Here is a 17,750-nt window from a genome sequence, read left to right as displayed (position 1 = left end):
ATATAAAATTAAAGCTTATTATTATTTTATGAATATTTTGTTATAAATAGGGATTTTTTTCAACTTTTAAAGATTAACTTAATAATAAAGGTGGTGTACTAAATGAGTAATTTGTTCTTAAAAGAAAAGAAAGCTCTAGAAGTAAACGGATACAAGAAATTCCAACTTGCAGATTTACCTGTTCAAAACCTAGAAAAAGATTTTATGCAGATGACAGCCGAATTTGATCGATTACCGGTAGATACATACTCATTAGAGAGTCACAGGTACAGAAGATATTCACGCGCACTGATTAATCCTTGGGATAATCATTTTCAATGGCTTCCTAATCACTTTGACGAACAAGGGCAACCTCAATCTCTGTATTTTCAAGGAAGCTTTAACGCTGAATACCTCGCTGAGTACCGTGCTTTCCCCTCACTTAGCGAAGAAATAAAGGAAAACGAACTCTTAAAAGAAATAATAAAATATGATTTTAATGAAACATTCTGGGATACACATGACAAGTTACTTCCTGTTCATGTTGGTGTACATTTTGTAAAGTATATGGTCACAGAAGATGGTCAGGAGTCTATCGCTTCTCCAAATACCCTGCATCAAGATGGAGAGCCCTTCACCTTTGTCCACTTAGTCACCTATAAAAATGTGATTGGCGGGACTAGTACGATTGCCACCACGAATTGTGCCGGTTTAAAAAGGGAAGATGTTGATAAAAAATTCATTCTTGATGAGTTTGATCTCATAAATCCTCTTGACTCTTATGGTGTTTGTGACCAAAAGGTCAGTCACTATGTTAAAGGAGTGAAAAAAGGAAAGGAGCCGCAACCAGCTGAAAGAGGTGTCCTTCTTATTGACTTTACTCCTACTGTTATTGCAATCACCTAATAAATTATATAGAGCTTAAAATGGTTTCCTCTTAATTTTATATTTATTTATGTCACCACTATATAGTGACACTTCTGTTGTCTTTTTTTCCTCGCAAAAATCAATGATTCACAACTATCAAGAGAGAGGATCCTCCTCTCTTTTGACTTTTATTGAAAGTTTTATATTCATATCTGGTAAAGGGATATTCTATTCTAATACACTTGGGCACCTACTAAGAATAGATTTATATGTGTTGGTACGAAAGCCGAAGAAAATCATGGTAAGCCGAAACAAGAACAAGCTGCCAAAGAAACAAAAAAGGAAAATAAGTTAACGAAAGGCCAAAAAATGGCTAACATTCTTAGCAATACAAATTGGCAAGGTACGCGAGTATACGACAAAGATAAAAATGATGTAACAAAAGAAAATGCAAACTTCATTGGCCTTGCAAAATATGATGCAAAGTCTGGAAGATATGAATTTTTTGATGCTAAAACAGGTGCAAGTCGTGGCGATAAAGGAACTTTCTTTATCACAAATGATGGGAAGAAGAGAATATTAATTTCAGAATCAATGAAATATCAAGCTTTTGTTGATATGACAAAGCTAAATAAGAATGTATTTACTTATAAACGAATGGGGAAAGATGCTAACGGTAAAGATGTAGAAGTTTTCGTTGAACATGTTCCATATAAAGAAAAAGAGCTTTCTTTCACTGATCCGGACAAGCAGCTGAACACGACTACAGGCGATATCGTTAAAAACATTGATGGAGATAAGATTTTAGGTGGAACCCTTTGGCACGGAACAAAAGTATTAGATGAAGCTGGTAATGACGTAACACAGTTTAATTCGAATTTTATAAGTCTAGCAAAATTTGATGACAAGTCTAATAAATACGAGTTTTTCAATAGCGAAACAGGTCAAAGCCGCGGTGACTATGGCTACTTCGATGTTGTACACGAAAATAAAATAAGAGCCCATGTTTCAATTGGAAATAACAAATACGGTGCTGCTCTTGAACTTACTGAACTAAATAAAAATAAATTTACGTATAAGAGAACTGGTAAAGACCAAGCTGGTAAGGATATAACTATATTTGTTGAACATGAACCTTATAAAGGTGATATGAAACCACAATTTAGCTTTTAAAAACATTTGATTAAAGATCCTGTACTTGAGTTACAGGATCTTTCTTATTAAGCAAGAGAACAAAAAGACGAAAAACATGTAGCTTTTCGTCTGCACAATATTCCCACCTTATAGTTGATGATTTACAAAACCTAAAAACATACCGATACAAAATAAAATTTGTGACCAAGTAAAAAGCGCCCTACTTACAGGGCGCTTTTTTATACTTAATGACTAATACTAGCTGTTGGGTATAATGTTGTTCCTCCAATTGAAACTTTTATTTCATTTGTTAATGGAACATTTTGTTCATTAATAATTGTTCTCCACCATTCCCATGCAAGACCTGTACATTCTCTTGCTACAATTTTTATATTTTTTGAGTTCGGTGGAAGAGGGATAACTGTAGAGTAATGAGCCGTTTTGTCTTTTCCGCTACCATCCCACGTTTTATGTGTTAGTACTTCGTTACCCTTTTGGTCAAATGTGAATTCATCCCAAGATACATCAAATTGAGCAACGTAAGCACCGTAATGATCAAGTGTCATTTTAGCACTTGAATATTCTGTAGTTGTCGTCTCAATATAATCTGTATTGTTATGAACAGCAGCAGTTGCATTATCTTTTAAGAAAGTGCTTGTATATGAAATTGGGTATGCTGGATTTTTAAGACTTAATTCAGCATTATCTTTAATGATATTTCGGATTTCATTGAAATCTTTAGTAACAACCTTGTTATGCTCTTTCGCATCTCCGCCTAATACTACAGCAGTAAAGGTACTTTCTTCAAAAATATCTTTATACTGTCCACTTGTTTCAACGCTGTTATCCTTAAGTAAGGCTTTAAAAGCAGCTTGTACATCTTTGCTCTTAGATGTTGTTTCTAATTTTACATAAATCGTTCTACCATAAGCTACATTTGAAACCATAACAGGTGGAGCCGAATTACTTACGCCTTTTCGAGTTAACTCATCAAAAGTAACACTATTATCAAAAAGGTCGGATGGATTGTTAGGTAGTTCAGCACTTACCGTATAAAATATTTGCTTATATGCGGCAACCATCACTTTTTTCTCTCCGTTTGCAACCGCATTAAAATCAATGTTTAGACTGTTATCAAGATATTTAGCGTTAACATTAAGAGCACTTGCGATTTGTGATTTACTATAAACCATAGATTCCGTATACTGCATTCTTGCAGGCAACGTATGTGTTGTAGAATACTTTTCATTCCAAGTAGATACTAAATCGTCTACTGCTCCAGCTACATTACCATATGTCGGATTTTGGACAGTGATTGTATTTTCTTTTCTCATGCCAGGTAAGTCTATACTAATATTCAAAGGCTTTCTCTTAGCCACTAATAAACTTGGTTGATTGTCTGCAAAAGCTTTATTTGCAAGTTGTACAGCTCCTGGATACGTGCGATTCACTACAGAATCAATAATTGAAATATCGACTGGTGACGTTGTAAGTGATTTTTTTTCGCGTTCCACTACTACAAATTTACCATTTGAATTGATACTTTCTTTCGGAACAAAACTCTCTACTTTATCACCATTTACAGCTAAAACCTCTTGATTATTATATTTAAGATTTGCTATACCAGTATCAATGCCACTAGCATTTTTGGTTACATCAGTTACATTACTTGCTTTTGTTTCTGCGAAGGAAATAGATGAATAATTAATAGTGCATAAACTAACTAATAAACATGCAAGGAACTTTCTTCTTTTAGTGTTTTTCTTAATATTCAGAAAAATCACCCCGTTCTTTTTTAGTAAAATATGATAATGATCGATAAATGATAGCTAACTAATAAACTTACATAAATGCTTTTAAAAGTTCTTGAATTAACGGGATTACGCCACCTACAAATTTTAAAACTGCCATTGCGATTTCCATATTATTTCCTCCTTTTTATTGCTACGAAAATGTGATTTATCTTTATGCCCTCATTATAGTGACCCCTTACACTTTTATCAATACACTCTGATATGCAATATTACATATCAAAAAACAAGCTGAATTCTTTTAAAAAGTTATACAGGGATATTTTTTTCGTTTAGTACATACTTGAAAAGGTGAAGCATTCTTTTGCATTTTATGAGTAGTCACATAAAAAAGCTGCTGCCTATAAAATACAGACAGCAACTTCAACTAGAGTAGCTTGCATAATCTACGCAAGCTACGGTATTTTTTTACATTTTATAACTAATAAACTGCGATTGGCCCATAAGGACCATTAATAATTTCTATTTTTGTTTCAAAAATATCTGTCAAAAGTGTTGAGTCCATAACTTCTTCTACTGTTCCAAAAGCAGCAATTTGTCCATCTTTCATAGCACAAATTTTATCCGAGTATTTAGCTGCAAAATTTATGTCATGCATAACAGTCAAAATTGTTCTTCCAAATTCATTAGCTGCACGTCTTAAATGCTCCATCATTTGAACAGAACGAGCAACATCAAGGTTGTTCAGAGGTTCGTCCAAAAGTACATATTCCGTCTCTTGGCACAATACCATCGCTACATATGCCCTTTGTCTTTGACCACCAGAAAGCTCATCTAAATATCTATTCTCTAAACTAGTTAAATCTAAAAAATCGATATATTTAGAAATGATAACCTCATCTTCTTTAGTCAATCTTCCCTTTGAATAAGGAAAGCGCCCAAATCCAACTAATTGTCTAACTGTAAGCCTAGTTACAAAATGATTTTCTTGTCGCAATATAGTCAAAACTTTTGCTAAGTCTTTCGATTTAGATTCAGAAACATCCATATTTGCTACCTGAATTTGGCCTTCATCCATATCTAAAAGTCTGCCAATCATCAAAAGTGTCGTTGACTTTCCAGCACCATTTGGTCCAATTAAAGAAGTAAAGCCTGCTTTTGGTATTTCAATATCCAAAGGTCCTATTTTTACCTTATCAGTATAGAACTTTTTAACATTATCAATTTTTATCATAAAGCCCTCTTCCTTAAAACTATAGTTAAGAATATGATTCCACCAAATAATTCAATAATAACTGAAACTACACCTTGAGCATGGAATACATGATACATTAAAAAGTATGCACTCGTCATTATTAAAAATCCTATGGCAAAAGCCATTGGGAAAATATATCTATGATCATAAGTTGACGCCGCCTGATAACTCAAAGTCGCTACTAAAAAGCCGTAGAAAGTAAGTGGCCCAATTAGAGCTGTTGAAATAGACATCAAAATAGCTACTAATACAAGCGTATAAATTACACTAGGTTGATATTTAACTCCAAAAGAAGTAGCAACATCCTTTCCTAGTGACAAAACATTCAAATTCTTAGAATGAGCAAAAATTAATACTGCTACAATTATGATCATAGGAATTACAATAGGAAAATATGCAGGATCTGCATGATTAACAGAACCAAATAATCTTGCTTGTAAAATATCAAATTCTGAAGGCGCAAGTAGTTTTCTCATGAAAGTTGACACAGAATTTAGCCCGGTACCAATAATAATTCCAACTAAAAGCATAAGTTGTAAATTCCCGTATTTACCGGAAAGTAACCATCCATAAAGTATCAAACTCATGAAGACCATAACAACAACTTGGAATAAAAATGAGCCAATTCCATTAAAATTTATTAATGCACCAGCACCAAAGAAGAATATTGTACTCGTATGAATTGCTGAATAAAGTGATTCGAAACCTAAAAGCGATGGAGTAATAATTTTATTATTCGTAATAGATTGGAAAGCAACTGTCGACAAGCTATGGCAAACTGCAGCGATAATCATTGCAACAATAGCTACTATCCTTCTCTTAACAACTGGGATAAAAGAAGGTGAATCTATCGGAACTGGATTGTTATAAACTAAAAGTCCATATGAAGAAAGAAGACCTAAAGCAATCAATGTTATCAGTAAAATCCAATAACGTCTTGCTTCCTTCTTAGACCGAAAAGCACTAGCTGATCTACTTTCATTATGAAGGCTAGAATCGATTTCGACATTTTCTTTTTTTCTATATTCTAATGTGATCATCGTAGCCTCCTTGGTTTTCTTTTTCTCAATAAAATAGTAATAAACACGACTGCTCCCACTGTTGCAAGTATTAAAGAAACAGGTACTTCAAAAGGCTGTATAATTGTTCGAGAAATGATGTCACAGGCAGTTATTGAACCCATTCCAATCACACAAACCCAAGGTAAATTACTCCTAAGGTCATCACCTCTAAACATTGAAACGATATTTGGCACAATTAATCCCAAGAAAGGTAAGTGTCCAATAACAGCTGCAACAATTCCAACTGCAACCGAGATAAGAGCAGTCCCAAAAAGAACAATTCTATTGTAATTAACTCCAAGACTTGTTGCGACATCTTCTCCTAGTCCAGCTAAAGTCAATCTGTTAGCATACATAAAAATAAGAAAAGTAATGATAACAATCAGCCATAAATATTCATATCTTCCGACCTGAACGTTAGCAAATGAACCGACAAACCAAGTTTCAATACTTTGCGTCTTTTGAAAAAGGAGTCCTAAAAAAGTAGACACTGCAGAAATAACTGCTCCAAGCATCAATCCAATAATCGGGACAATTAAAGACGAACGAAGCTTAACTCTTCTTAAAAATAAAAAGAAAATCATAGTTCCTATAAAAGAAAAAATGATTGCACCAGTCATTCTTTGAACTAAAGTCGGGGCAGGAAATAGTAAATACACAAAAAGCAGGCCTAAGCCTGACCATTCAATCGTCCCCGTTGTAGTAGGTTCAACAAAACGATTCTGTGTAATGAGTTGCATGACGAGCCCTGCCATTGCCATCGCAGCTCCAGTAAGCATTAATGCAAACGTTCTTGGAACACGAGTGATGAAAAACATCTCCATTCCGTCCTCTTGTCCACGTATATCATAAACTCCAGTAAACAGTGATATAATCCCTAAAATTATAACAACTATAACTGCTATTATAAAAGGTTTTGTCCATATTTTATTTTGATTATAAAACTGGGGTTGAGAAATATTCTCAACCCTAGAAATCATATTTTTTGACACTGTTTCGTACCCCTTTACACTACTTAGCTAAAGTTTTTGCCATATTTCCAAATAACTCTATATAAGTTTGAATTGATTCATTTGTGTAAGTATCTTCTGGTGCATAAATAACTTGTTTTTTAGAAACAGCAGTTGTGTTTTGAAGAGCAGGTGATTTAGAAATAACATCCTTAGCAGGTGTTGACTTAGCTGCATCAGATGTTGCAGCATCACGATCTAATACGAAAAGCCAATCAGGATTTGTTTGTGCAATAGCTTCAACAGAAACGTCATCACCTTTATGACCTGCAGTAGAATTCGAAACTTCTAATGCTGGAGTCCAACCGAAAATGTCATACATAGGTCCCCAAACGCGACCAGAGTGCGGCGCAGCAAAGCCAATATTTCCACCAGTAACGATAACACTCATAACTTTATCTTTTCCGTTATAAGCAGATTTTGCTTTTTCAATAGATTTATCGAAATCAGCTACTAATTGTTTAGCTTCTTTATCTTTATCAAAGATTTTTCCTAGAGTAGTTGTAGAATTTTTAAGTCCATCTACTAAATTTTTCCCAGGCGTAGTAGATTTCTCAGAAACATCAAAATTAAGATCAATAACAGCTGCATTTGGCACTAATTTTTTGATTTCTTCGTAATGATCAGCAAATCTTTGACCAACGATTACAAGCTCAGGGTTTGCCGCTGCAATAATTTCAAGATTTGGTTCACGGTGATTTCCAATATTTTGAACTTTTTCATCCTTTTTATATGCTGAATCAGCAGGCATGATATCCTTTGGAGCAGCCGCTAATTTAATTCCCCAATCAGATAAAGTTTCAAAAGTTCTGTTATCCAAAGCAACTACATTCTTTGGGTTTACAGGTACTTTAACAGTTCCATGAGCATCAGTGATTTCAACCGTTTTTGGCTTATCACTACCATTATCTTTATTATTAGCCTTCGAAGTTTCTTTACTTGAATCTGAGCAAGCCACTAACATTAAAGTAAAAATTGCTAGAATACTCACTAATTTTAAAAGCATAGATTTTTTCATATGTATACTCCTTATAGTGTGATTTATTTCGAAAATGATGACATCCATAGATTGAATTAGAAGGTAACTTTTATTCAATTGAATCGCTATTGATAATCATTTTCATTTGAACATCCTGTTAATTAGTATAGTCATTAATTCTGTGAAAATCTTGTGAATCGTATGAATTCATAAAATCAAGCATAAAAAGTAATATGTGCGGTCAGGACTGTTGATTAACCTTCATTAAATACTTTCTCAACAAATACGGGACAGAGACCTTCCCTTACAAAATACGCGCAGTAATAGCTAATATTTCACAGAAACTACTTTATTATCTTATTTTTATCATTCAACCATTGAATAGCCTCTGCCATGTATCGTTTGAATATATCTATCTTTCTTCTCGCACTTTAGCTTTTTTCTTACATACCCAATATATAAGTCTACTACATTCGGATTTACTACTACGTCATATCCCCAAACTTGATTCAAAAGCATTTCACGGCTTAATATCGTATTTTTATTCTTAATTAAAAATACAAGTAAATCGTACTCGCGCTTCGTAAGCGAGAGATTTTTGCCACCTTTTTTCACAATATTGCTAGATGCATCAACAAAGAGATCTTTAAACTGAAAAAAGTTTGTCTCATTTTGCTGGTTATAGTCACTTCTTCTTAAAATAGCTTGAACTCTCGCTACTAATTCTTCCTTCACAAATGGTTTTCTAATATAATCATCTGCTCCTGCTTGTAACCCTGCTATGCAATCCTCGCTAGAAATATTGTTGGTCACAATAATGATTGGTGTCGTTTTAACAAGTCGTATTTGTCTACAAATTTCTGGTCCCGATATACTTAATGAATCCCAATCCAATATGATAATATCCCAATCTTGCTCATATGCTATATTTAAACCTTGGTTTTCATTGTGAAGTTTTAAAATGAAATGGCCCTCTTGCGTTAAACCGCTTACGATTTTCTTTGCTGAAGACCGTTCATTTTTAATCACCAACACCTGCTTCACCGATGGTTCACCTCTACTTCAATATAAATTATTTAGATAAAAAAATTATCCCGAAAAAATAATTTAAGATTTATAAATTTAAAACCCCTAAATAATCCATTAAAACAGTTTATTAGGAGAACTCTATATAATCTTACAATAGGTATGGATAAAAACACAAAACATATGGAGATTCAAATAAAATGAAGTATTAATTAACCAAACAGAGATGTTCATCCCCACTAATTATCAGTCCTCACCAATCGGGCTTTGACAGGATAAAATTGTGATCATTAAGGGATAACACACAAGATACATTGAGGATGTAATTGAAAGAACCAAAGAATTAGATACATTCTATTTTTAGAACCATAACTTTTCCATAAACAAAAAGAACCATAACCTCGCCAATCTGGCAAAGTTATGGTTCATATCATACAATGTCATTTTACCTATAAGTTGGCCAGAAAACACTTATTTTTGTAGATAATCATCTAATTATTCAACCGAATCGGAAGCATAAATTGACCGTGTGTTAATTATTAACCCATAAGCTTGCCGTGTGTTTTATTAATGTAGCTTTGGAATAATGTTTGGCCAAATTGATACTAATAACCTTAATAAACGAGCAAGTGGAAGTGACGCTTTCGTTAGTTAATAGGTCACTTTGCTCTCTTGATACGCTTTCTTTACCCGTTCAATTTGAGTGAGGTGTCCTTGTATATATTGAAGATCTTTCAAGGGCTAGAAGGGGCACCTGTGCTGGGAAGTGCAAAATAGATTCCAGTAAAAGGATAAAAAGTGTACGGTGCACTTTTTAAAAAGGTTTTTTGTAATCATTTTGCAGTACGTTAAGGTATTCATAGTACTGCAAATATCTATTTTCTATTTCGCTACAAATATCACCGTATTATCGAAAATTAATTTGCAACACAATATATGCAACGTTATGGCGCCATAAAAATCAAGCCCAAGTGGAGTGTTGCATAAATGTTAATTTTTGCAACTGTCGATGCATCGTGCATTACATTTTCTGTAAATTACTTTACACTTCACGGCACGGTTGCTCCCTCTACCCCTTCAAATGAAAATAACCTAAATCTCGGATACATAATTTATTTATTGTTAAAATGGTTCTTTGTCAGGTTTATCCAAACATATATAGAAATATGAAAAAGTAAATTTTAATCTGACCAAAGGAGATGAAGAGATTGTTAAAAAAAGTCGGTATAGGAGTCTTTTCTACAGCAATTGTATTAAGTGCCAGTATAGGTTTTTCAGGTATTGTATCAGCAGATAGTCCATCTGCAAATGAACAAATTAGGAATGGAGACTTTGAGGATGGGCTAAATAACTGGATTTTATCTAATCCTAATTCTTCTACCGAGAATATCAGCACTTCTGAACCAGGCAATCATTATCTGAAATTAATACATGACGACACAGCCTATCAGCTTGTTACTGTAAAGCCGAATACAGAATATACATTAACATTTGATATAGCGGGCAGTATAGTTTCCCCATCAGAAGTAACAGTAGGCAATCTGAATGCCAATCAAGAAATCGTTCCATTAACAAAGAAGCAGTATACAGGATTTAAGCCAGAACATCATGAGATGAAGTTTAAAACAGGGGAAGATGTGTCAAACTTTGCTGTCAAACTTGCTTCTACAGCAAATGGGAGGGCTAAGTTTGATAATGTACAATTAAAGGAAAAGGAGAAATCTTATATTTTTAATATTGATTTTGACCACAATTCAAGTTTAGAACCTTTTAAACCATCATATGGTTCTTTAAATTACAATATTGAAGAGCATGCAGGAGTAAATAATTCTAAAGGACTTCATTTTAGTTCAGGAATCGGTCATCTTAAGGGAGACGTAACTTTGAAGCCTAATACTACATACATACTGTCCGCATCTGGAAAAGTATCGGGTCCTGAAAAAACCTTATTTGTAGGAGCACAGTCTCCTGGGGGAAAAGACACACTTTATATGAAGTTTACTTCCACACAGTATGAACAAAAATCGGTTGAATTTACTACTCTAAATACTAATAATCCATATTCATTCTTCTTACAAATTAATGGATATGTAATCGGTGATGCCTATCTTGATGATATCGTACTAGTTGAAAAGTAGCCATAATTAAAAATATATTTCTATCATTGACACATGAAAACAATTTTAGAAATGAGTCGCCATATGCCCATCAACTTAAGGATTTTATAACGCCCCAAAACGAAAAAAAATGTACATTTTTTTTCGTTTTGGGGTATTTGCTATTCTTAGATTGATGATGATGTGATGCTATCCCTAAAAGTCGCGACTTTATTTAAAGGCGACATTAAAAATATTCTTCAAATCCTGGAAGCATAAGTTGGCCGTAAACTAAAAGAAGCATAAGTTGACCAAAACGGCCATCTTATGCTTCCTGTTATATAAAAATAAAAAAACCACCAAATATGTATTGGTGGAGACGGTGGGAGTCGAACCCACGTCCAAAAATATCGGCACTTAAGCTTCTACGAGTGTAGTCGATATATTAGCATTTCGCGAACTCTTCGGCCTATCGACAGGCTTCCAAGTTGCTAGTCTGGTTATTCTCTTCCTTTGTCCTCAGACGGCGAACTCCGGCGTAGTCCACTTAGTTTGAGTCCCTTACCCTACCACATGGACGATGGAGGGAGGAACCTTTAGTGCAATTAAGCAGCTAAAGAAAGATTGTTTTGTTTGCCAATTATAGGCTTTGACGTTTTAACGAGGCCGATCCCCTCGACTCGCAACCTAAGCTCGAACTATCCCTGTCGAATCCGTAACGTCCCCATGATAAAAATGGAGCATACGAAGAAAATATCGTGATAGCTACTAAGAGCTGTTTTTCAATGTGCAACAATCTTACATAAGTTATTATAACATACGCGCTCCATTTTACAAATGTAAATATCTGTATTACATCTTTTGGCGATCACGGAACGCGCGTGCAATTTCACGTTTAGCTTCTTTCTCTTTTAAATCGTGACGTTTATCATATTGCTTTTTACCTTTTGCTAAACCAAGTGCCATCTTTGCAAATCCATTTTTCAAATAAATTCTAAGTGGAACTAATGCGTAACCTGTTTCTTTCGCAGCGCCCGCTAGTTTATCAATTTCTTTTTTATGCAGAAGTAATTTTCTCGTACGAAGTGGATCATGGTTGAAACGATTCCCTTGTTCGTACGTATTAATGTGCATATTATGAACCCATACTTCACCATTATGTACACGTGCAAACGCATCTTTCAGGTTTACGCGTCCAGCGCGAATTGACTTAATTTCCGTTCCTTGAAGGACAAGCCCTGCTTCGTATGTTTCTTCGATAAAATAATCATGAAATGCTTTTTTATTCTGTGCAATAACCTTACCTGTACCCTTTGGCATATAACGTCCCTCCTCTATTTTTACTATTGTAACAAATGTTAATAAAAAGCGAAAGTGGCTCGCTCAGAATGTGAGGTGGATGGAGCTTCTGACCTTGAGGCGCTCTTTGCCTCTCGGGAAGAAGTGAAGCCGCCGAACATTCTAGCCACTGTAGCTGGATTCCATTAAAAGCGAAAGTGGCTCGCTCTCAAGCCACGAAGAAAAAAGAAAACGGCCCCGCTTTTCATCAAAGCGAAGCCACTCTTTTCTTACTTACGCTTTTTCTTTTTCTTCTTGAATCCTGGTACGTTTTCGAAGAATGCTTTTTTCTTCTTACCGTTACCATCTTTTTTTCCTGGCTGGCTAGCAGAAGCGGATGCAGATGCAGATCCTCTTCCTTTTCCTTTACCACCACGGTCAAATTTTCTACCTGTGCCACGTTCACCGCCGCGCTCATTACTGCGCTCGCTACGTCCACCGCGTTTCTTTCTGCCTGTTCTTGGCTGTTCGATAACGACTGGACGATCTTTGAACTTACGGCGAGGTGTGCCTTTCATGCCAACGATTTCAAAGTCGATTGCACGCTCGTCTTTGTTTACGTTAATAACGCGAATTGTAATTTCATCACCGATGCGGAATACGTTTCCTGTACGTTCTCCGATCATAGCGAAATGTTGCTCGTCATAACGGTAGTAATCATCCGTTAAGTAGCTAACGTGTACAAGACCTTCAATTGTATTTGGAAGCTCTACGAATAAACCGAAGTTTGTTACAGAACTAATCATACCGTCATACTCTTCACCGATCTTATCAACCATATACTCTGCTTTTTTCATCTCATCTGTTTCACGCTCTGCTTCAACAGCACGGCGTTCCATATTAGAAGAGTGCTCTGCAATCTCAGGTAATTTTTCACGCCATTTTGCTTGCGTTTCGTTGTCGACTTTACCATTAATAATGTATTCACGAATTAATCTATGAACGATTGTATCTGGGTAACGACGAATTGGTGATGTGAAATGTGTGTAGAACTCAGTTGATAAACCGAAATGTCCTAAACTATCCGCATCGTAACGAGCTTGCTTCATAGAACGAAGCATAACTGTTGAAATAACTACTTCTTCTGGCTGTCCTTGAACCATTTCAAGAATTTGTTGCAGCGCACGAGGGTGCACTTCATTCGCACGTCCTTTTACCGCATATCCGAAGTTCGTTACAAACTCGAAGAAACGCTCAAGCTTATCTTCTTTCGGATCTTCATGGACACGGTACATAAACGGTACGTTCATCCAGTGGAAGTGCTCTGCTACTGTTTCATTCGCAACAAGCATAAATTCTTCAATTAACTTCTCTGAAACAGAACGATCACGCATAACAACATCAGTCGGTTTTCCTTCTTCATCCACTAATACTTTCGCTTCTTTAAAGTCAAAGTCAATTGCACCACGGCGCATACGTTTTTCACGTAAAATTTGTGCCAATTGACCCATCTCTTTAAACATCGGTACGAGCGGCTCATAACGCTTAATTAACTCTTCGTCCTCATCTTCTAAAATGCTTCTTACGTCAGCATACGTCATACGCTCTGTCGTTTTAATCACACTTTGGAAAATCTCGTGTTTAACAACATCACCTAAGTTGTTGATTTCCATTTCACAAGATAACGTCAGACGGTCTACTTTCGGATTTAATGAACAAATACCGTTAGATAGACGATGCGGAATCATCGGGATTACACGGTCAACAAGATATACACTCGTCGCTCTTTCCGCTGCTTCAACATCAATTGGAGAGCCTTCTTGAACGTAATGACTTACATCCGCAATGTGAACGCCTAGCTTGTAGTTACCGTTCTCAAGCTTCGTTACTGTAACAGCATCATCTAAGTCTTTCGCATCTGCACCATCAATCGTTACGATCATTTGATCGCGCAGGTCGCGGCGATCTTTTAAATCTTCTTCTGAAATCGTTTCTGGTACACTGTTTGCATGCTCCATCACTTCCTCAGGGAATGCTAAAGGTAAATGATGTTTATGAATGACAGATAAAATATCTACTCCTGGATCATTTTTATGACCTAGAATTTGAATAACTTCACCTTCTGCACTTAAACGATTCTCTGGATAGCTCGTAATTTTCACAACTACTTTATGACCTTCTACAGCACCCATCGATGCGCTTTTCAAGATAAAGATATCACTCGTCCAGCGCTTATTGTCAGGTATAACGAATCCAAAGTTTTTCGATTCTGTATATGTACCAACTAGTTCTTTCGTTCCACGCTCTAAAATGCGTACAATTGAACCTTCTTGACGCGAACCGCTCGATTGAGAACTAAGGCGTGCTAATACTGTATCGCCATGAAGTGCACCGTTTAATTCTGTAGGCGGGATGAAAAGATCATCGTCTCCCGTTTTCTTCTCGTCTGGTACAACGAATGCAAAACCACGTGCATGTCCAATTAACTTACCTCTTACTAAATTCATCTTTTCAGGAAGACCGTAACGGTTGCTACGTGTACGAATAACAAGTCCCTTCTCTTCCATCGTTACAAGTGCCTTTACAAAATCTTTAAAACCCTCAGAACCTTCAATTCCAAATGCCTCTTCTAACTCTTGTATCGTTAGCGGTTTATACGCTTCTTCTCTCATAAATAATAACAACTTATCAATATGTTCTTGTATGATTTCTTCCAAGCAAAAATACCTCCTTTAAAACCTTATATTATTTAGTGTATCCGAAAGATAGGGGATGTATAAAGTGAAACTTCAATACTCCCCTTATGATTTTTACAGTTTTCACAAAAAATTCCTTATGAAAAAAAGAGGCAACTAGATCTTACCAATCTAGTTGCTCCAAGAAGTTATATACATCCTCATGTAGCTCGTCACGTTGTTTATCAAGTGTAATGACATGCGTAGAGTCTTCATACCATTTAATGTCTTTTAACGTAGATTCTACACCGTTATAAATAATGTTAGCACTATCTGTATTAATCATTTCGTCATGACGTGCTTGTACAACAAATGTTGGCGCATAAATCATATCCACATTGTTACGTACGTCAGCAATTAATTGTTGTAATGCTTTTAATGTATTCATCGGTGTCTTTTGGAATTCCAACATTTCTTGTTCAATTTGTTCAGGTGATTTTTGCTCACGTTTTTTATATTCGCGGGCATATGCCAATATACCTTGGTACATCGTTTCTTCGCTCTTAATATACATCGGTGCACACATTGGTACTACACCTAAAACCGGTACTGTATAACCTAATTTTAAAGAAAATACGCCGCCAAGTGACAATCCAACAACAGCAATTTTCTCAAAACCTTTATCTTTTAAAAGCTGATATGCCTCCGTTACATCTTGCCACCAATCTGTAGGCCCTGTATGAACAAGCTCTTCTGGTGGTACACCGTGCCCTTTATAAATTGGCGCATGACAAGTATAGCCTTTCTTTTCTAAGAAACGCCCTAACATACGTACATCAGCTGAGTTCCCTGTGAATCCATGTAGTAATAAAACAGCGCGGTCTCCACCCTCAAATGTAAATGGTTTCGGAGATGCTAATTTCATCATGTATTTCTCCTCTTTCTCTTCTGTAATCTAGTCGTATTCTTTCTATATCTAGTGTACCATATTTGTATTTCTATAATCTAATTAGAAACTTTTTTCAAATAACAAAAAAGAAGAACCATTAGTACAACTTACTAACGCTTCTTCTTTCAATTCTATAAATTGAAGTACGTAACACCAATTGTTAATACAAAGAACAATACAGCTAAAACAATTGTAATACGGTTTAATACCGCTTCAATTCCACGTGCCTTTTGCTTACCAAATAATTGCTCCGCACCGCCTGAAATTGCACCTGAAAGGCCTGAGCTATTACTAGATTGCATAAGTACCATAACAATCATTAAAATCGATACAATAATAAGTAAAACTGATAATAACGTATGCACTTGGCGTACCTCCTACAAAGATTCAGTTATTGTAACTGTAGCATAAATTCCATAGAAAAGCGAGAGCTATAGAGGCGCTCTCGCTTTTCTTCTATTACATAAACATCATCGCAAATAACGGTCCAAGTAAACATGTCAAAATTGCTGTTAATGTCATTGTTACCGATCCAATAACACCTTCATGTTCGTTATTTTTCATCGCTCTCATCACGCCCATAATATGAGAAGCACATCCAAATCCGATACCTTTACCAACTGAGTTTGTAACACGGCTCCATTTTAATAAAAGGGGTCCTGTAATCGTTCCAGTAATACCTGCGATAACAACGAAAGCTGCTGTTAAGGAAGGTACACCACCAACTTGTTCAGAAACACTCATCGCAACTGGCATTGTCACCGATTTTGGTAATGACGATAAGATTAAGCTTTTATCCGTTCCCATAAGTGAAGCAATCGCAAAATCACTAGCGATTGCAACTGTTGTACCTACTAATACCCCGCCAGCAATCGGTACAACATATTTTTGCAGAACATGACGTTGTTTATAAAGAGGAATTGCAAATGCTACAACACCGGGTCCAAGTAGCTTTGCAATCCAGCCACCACCACTTTCCATATAATGTTGATATGGTATATCAAGCACGATAAATAGGAAAGCCATTAATCCAGTTGCTACAAGCATTGGAATGGTGAATGGTGTTGGAAATAATTTATAGATTTTTTTAGATAATTGATATAATAGCACCGTAAAAAGAACCCAACCGACTCCGATTAATATTTGGCTCATCGCGACTCTCTTTCCTTCCTATTCGCAAGATATTGTCCTGTATGTCCTGCGACAATAATAATTAAAAATGTACTCGCTACAACTGTAATGAAAAGAGAAATTCCTTTACTCATAAAAAAAGCACCGTAATTCATTAGGCCAAGCGTTGGCGGAATTAATAAAAACGGCATAATAGCAACGAGTGTTTCTGCTCCTAAATCGAACCATTTCACTGGAAGAACTTTTAGGCTAAGTAAAACAAGTAAGAGGAACATTCCAATCAAACTTCCTGGAATCGGAATATTTAACATTTCTTGCACCCAAGTTCCAACCATATAAAACACGTAAAGAGCAGCAATTTGGACAAGAATCTTTGTAAATTTCATGTTCATCATCCCTCATGTTTATACGATCTTCTGTTAATATCTTTATCATAGTATAAATTGTAAAAAGCTGCAATTTATCAACTTGACAGCAAAAACAGCCTATGTTATACGCTTACAACCTTGATATGACTGCATTTCTAAACAAAAATTATGTCAAAAACCTTGACCTAATA

General features: G+C 35.6%; 14 protein-coding genes, 1 other RNA gene and 1 pseudogene. 3 read left to right on the top strand and 13 right to left on the bottom strand.

Annotation, left to right across the window (positions count from 1 at the left end; genetic code table 11):
* Positions 1-102: 102 nt before the first annotated feature.
* Positions 103-885 carry a 2OG-Fe dioxygenase family protein gene (locus ABWK52_RS01395; RefSeq protein ID WP_098507783.1) on the top strand — a complete coding sequence of 261 codons (783 nt, stop codon included), beginning with the start codon at positions 103-105 and terminating at the stop codon, positions 883-885.
* A 231-nt stretch (positions 886-1,116) separates the two neighbouring features.
* Positions 1,117-2,019, top strand: a pseudogene (locus ABWK52_RS01390) (DUF4822 domain-containing protein); the annotation flags it as partial.
* A gap of 206 nt (positions 2,020-2,225) precedes the next feature.
* On the opposite strand, the gene alo reads toward ABWK52_RS01390, so the two are convergent.
* From alo to ABWK52_RS01360, 6 genes are all read right to left on the bottom strand, one after another.
* Positions 2,226-3,764, bottom strand: coding sequence for an anthrolysin O/cereolysin O family cholesterol-dependent cytolysin Alo (gene alo / locus ABWK52_RS01385; RefSeq protein ID WP_098541831.1), 1,539 nt, complete (start codon positions 3,762-3,764; stop codon positions 2,226-2,228).
* Between the two features lie 448 nt (positions 3,765-4,212).
* The gene (locus ABWK52_RS01380) at positions 4,213-4,965 is read right to left on the bottom strand and encodes an iron ABC transporter ATP-binding protein (RefSeq protein ID WP_000590071.1); all 753 of its coding nucleotides are present in this window, start codon (positions 4,963-4,965) and stop codon (positions 4,213-4,215) included.
* Complete coding sequence (locus tag ABWK52_RS01375) at positions 4,962-6,026, bottom strand: iron chelate uptake ABC transporter family permease subunit (RefSeq protein ID WP_098541829.1); 1,065 nt, start codon at positions 6,024-6,026, stop codon at positions 4,962-4,964. Before ABWK52_RS01375 ends, ABWK52_RS01380 begins: the two co-directional genes overlap by 4 nt.
* Positions 6,023-7,039, bottom strand: coding sequence for an ABC transporter permease (locus tag ABWK52_RS01370; RefSeq protein WP_098507784.1), 1,017 nt, complete (start codon positions 7,037-7,039; stop codon positions 6,023-6,025). The genes ABWK52_RS01375 and ABWK52_RS01370 overlap by 4 nt, the downstream gene beginning before the upstream one ends.
* A 19-nt stretch (positions 7,040-7,058) precedes the next feature.
* Positions 7,059-8,075 (bottom strand): siderophore ABC transporter substrate-binding protein, encoded by a 1,017-nt coding sequence (locus ABWK52_RS01365; protein WP_098507134.1) that lies wholly within the window; start codon positions 8,073-8,075, stop codon positions 7,059-7,061.
* 327 nt (positions 8,076-8,402) lie between these two features.
* Positions 8,403-9,080 (bottom strand): response regulator transcription factor, encoded by a 678-nt coding sequence (locus ABWK52_RS01360; protein ID WP_000815809.1) that lies wholly within the window; start codon positions 9,078-9,080, stop codon positions 8,403-8,405.
* Between the two features lie 1,190 nt (positions 9,081-10,270).
* Here ABWK52_RS01360 and ABWK52_RS01355 point away from each other — a divergent pair.
* Positions 10,271-11,200, top strand: coding sequence for a carbohydrate binding domain-containing protein (locus tag ABWK52_RS01355; protein ID WP_098541827.1), 930 nt, complete (start codon positions 10,271-10,273; stop codon positions 11,198-11,200).
* A gap of 329 nt (positions 11,201-11,529) precedes the next feature.
* Here ABWK52_RS01355 and ssrA read toward each other — a convergent pair.
* From ssrA to ABWK52_RS01320, 7 genes are all read right to left on the bottom strand, one after another.
* Positions 11,530-11,884, bottom strand: a transfer-messenger RNA (tmRNA) gene (gene ssrA / locus ABWK52_RS01350).
* A 126-nt stretch (positions 11,885-12,010) separates the two neighbouring features.
* Complete coding sequence (gene smpB, locus ABWK52_RS01345; RefSeq protein WP_001123919.1) at positions 12,011-12,478, bottom strand: SsrA-binding protein; 468 nt, start codon at positions 12,476-12,478, stop codon at positions 12,011-12,013.
* 248 nt (positions 12,479-12,726) lie between these two features.
* Positions 12,727-15,153: a ribonuclease R gene (rnr, locus tag ABWK52_RS01340; protein WP_000391096.1), complete on the bottom strand. Its 2,427-nt coding sequence runs from the start codon at positions 15,151-15,153 to the stop codon at positions 12,727-12,729.
* Between the two features lie 142 nt (positions 15,154-15,295).
* Entirely contained in the window at positions 15,296-16,036 is a 741-nt protein-coding gene (gene estA, locus ABWK52_RS01335) for a carboxylesterase (RefSeq protein ID WP_000761986.1), read from the bottom strand.
* Positions 16,037-16,191: 155 nt separating this feature from the next.
* Positions 16,192-16,425 (bottom strand): preprotein translocase subunit SecG, encoded by a 234-nt coding sequence (secG, locus tag ABWK52_RS01330; protein ID WP_000557264.1) that lies wholly within the window; start codon positions 16,423-16,425, stop codon positions 16,192-16,194.
* A 94-nt stretch (positions 16,426-16,519) separates the two neighbouring features.
* Complete coding sequence (locus ABWK52_RS01325; RefSeq protein WP_000078309.1) at positions 16,520-17,212, bottom strand: LrgB family protein; 693 nt, start codon at positions 17,210-17,212, stop codon at positions 16,520-16,522.
* The gene (locus ABWK52_RS01320; protein WP_000673222.1) at positions 17,209-17,577 is read right to left on the bottom strand and encodes a CidA/LrgA family holin-like protein; all 369 of its coding nucleotides are present in this window, start codon (positions 17,575-17,577) and stop codon (positions 17,209-17,211) included. The genes ABWK52_RS01325 and ABWK52_RS01320 overlap by 4 nt, the downstream gene beginning before the upstream one ends.
* Positions 17,578-17,750: the final 173 nt, after the last annotated feature.

The organism is Bacillus sp. AP50 (assembly GCF_040492675.1).
In the GTDB taxonomy this organism is placed as follows: domain Bacteria; phylum Bacillota; class Bacilli; order Bacillales; family Bacillaceae_G; genus Bacillus_A; species Bacillus_A cereus.
Note: the sequence above shows the minus strand (reverse complement) of the source record. Positions and strands in the feature narration are given on the sequence as shown.

Coding starts and splice junctions, on each gene's coding strand:
- ABWK52_RS01395 (WP_098507783.1), top strand. CDS start 103: ATGAGTAATTTGTTCTTAAAAGAAAAGAAAGCTCTAGAAGTAAACGGA.
- ABWK52_RS01380 (WP_000590071.1), bottom strand. CDS start 4,965: ATGATAAAAATTGATAATGTTAAAAAGTTCTATACTGATAAGGTAAAA.
- ABWK52_RS01375 (WP_098541829.1), bottom strand. CDS start 6,026: ATGATCACATTAGAATATAGAAAAAAAGAAAATGTCGAAATCGATTCT.
- ABWK52_RS01365 (WP_098507134.1), bottom strand. CDS start 8,075: ATGAAAAAATCTATGCTTTTAAAATTAGTGAGTATTCTAGCAATTTTT.
- smpB (WP_001123919.1), bottom strand. CDS start 12,478: ATGCCAAAGGGTACAGGTAAGGTTATTGCACAGAATAAAAAAGCATTT.
- estA (WP_000761986.1), bottom strand. CDS start 16,036: ATGAAATTAGCATCTCCGAAACCATTTACATTTGAGGGTGGAGACCGC.
- ABWK52_RS01325 (WP_000078309.1), bottom strand. CDS start 17,212: ATGAGCCAAATATTAATCGGAGTCGGTTGGGTTCTTTTTACGGTGCTA.
- ABWK52_RS01320 (WP_000673222.1), bottom strand. CDS start 17,577: ATGAAATTTACAAAGATTCTTGTCCAAATTGCTGCTCTTTACGTGTTT.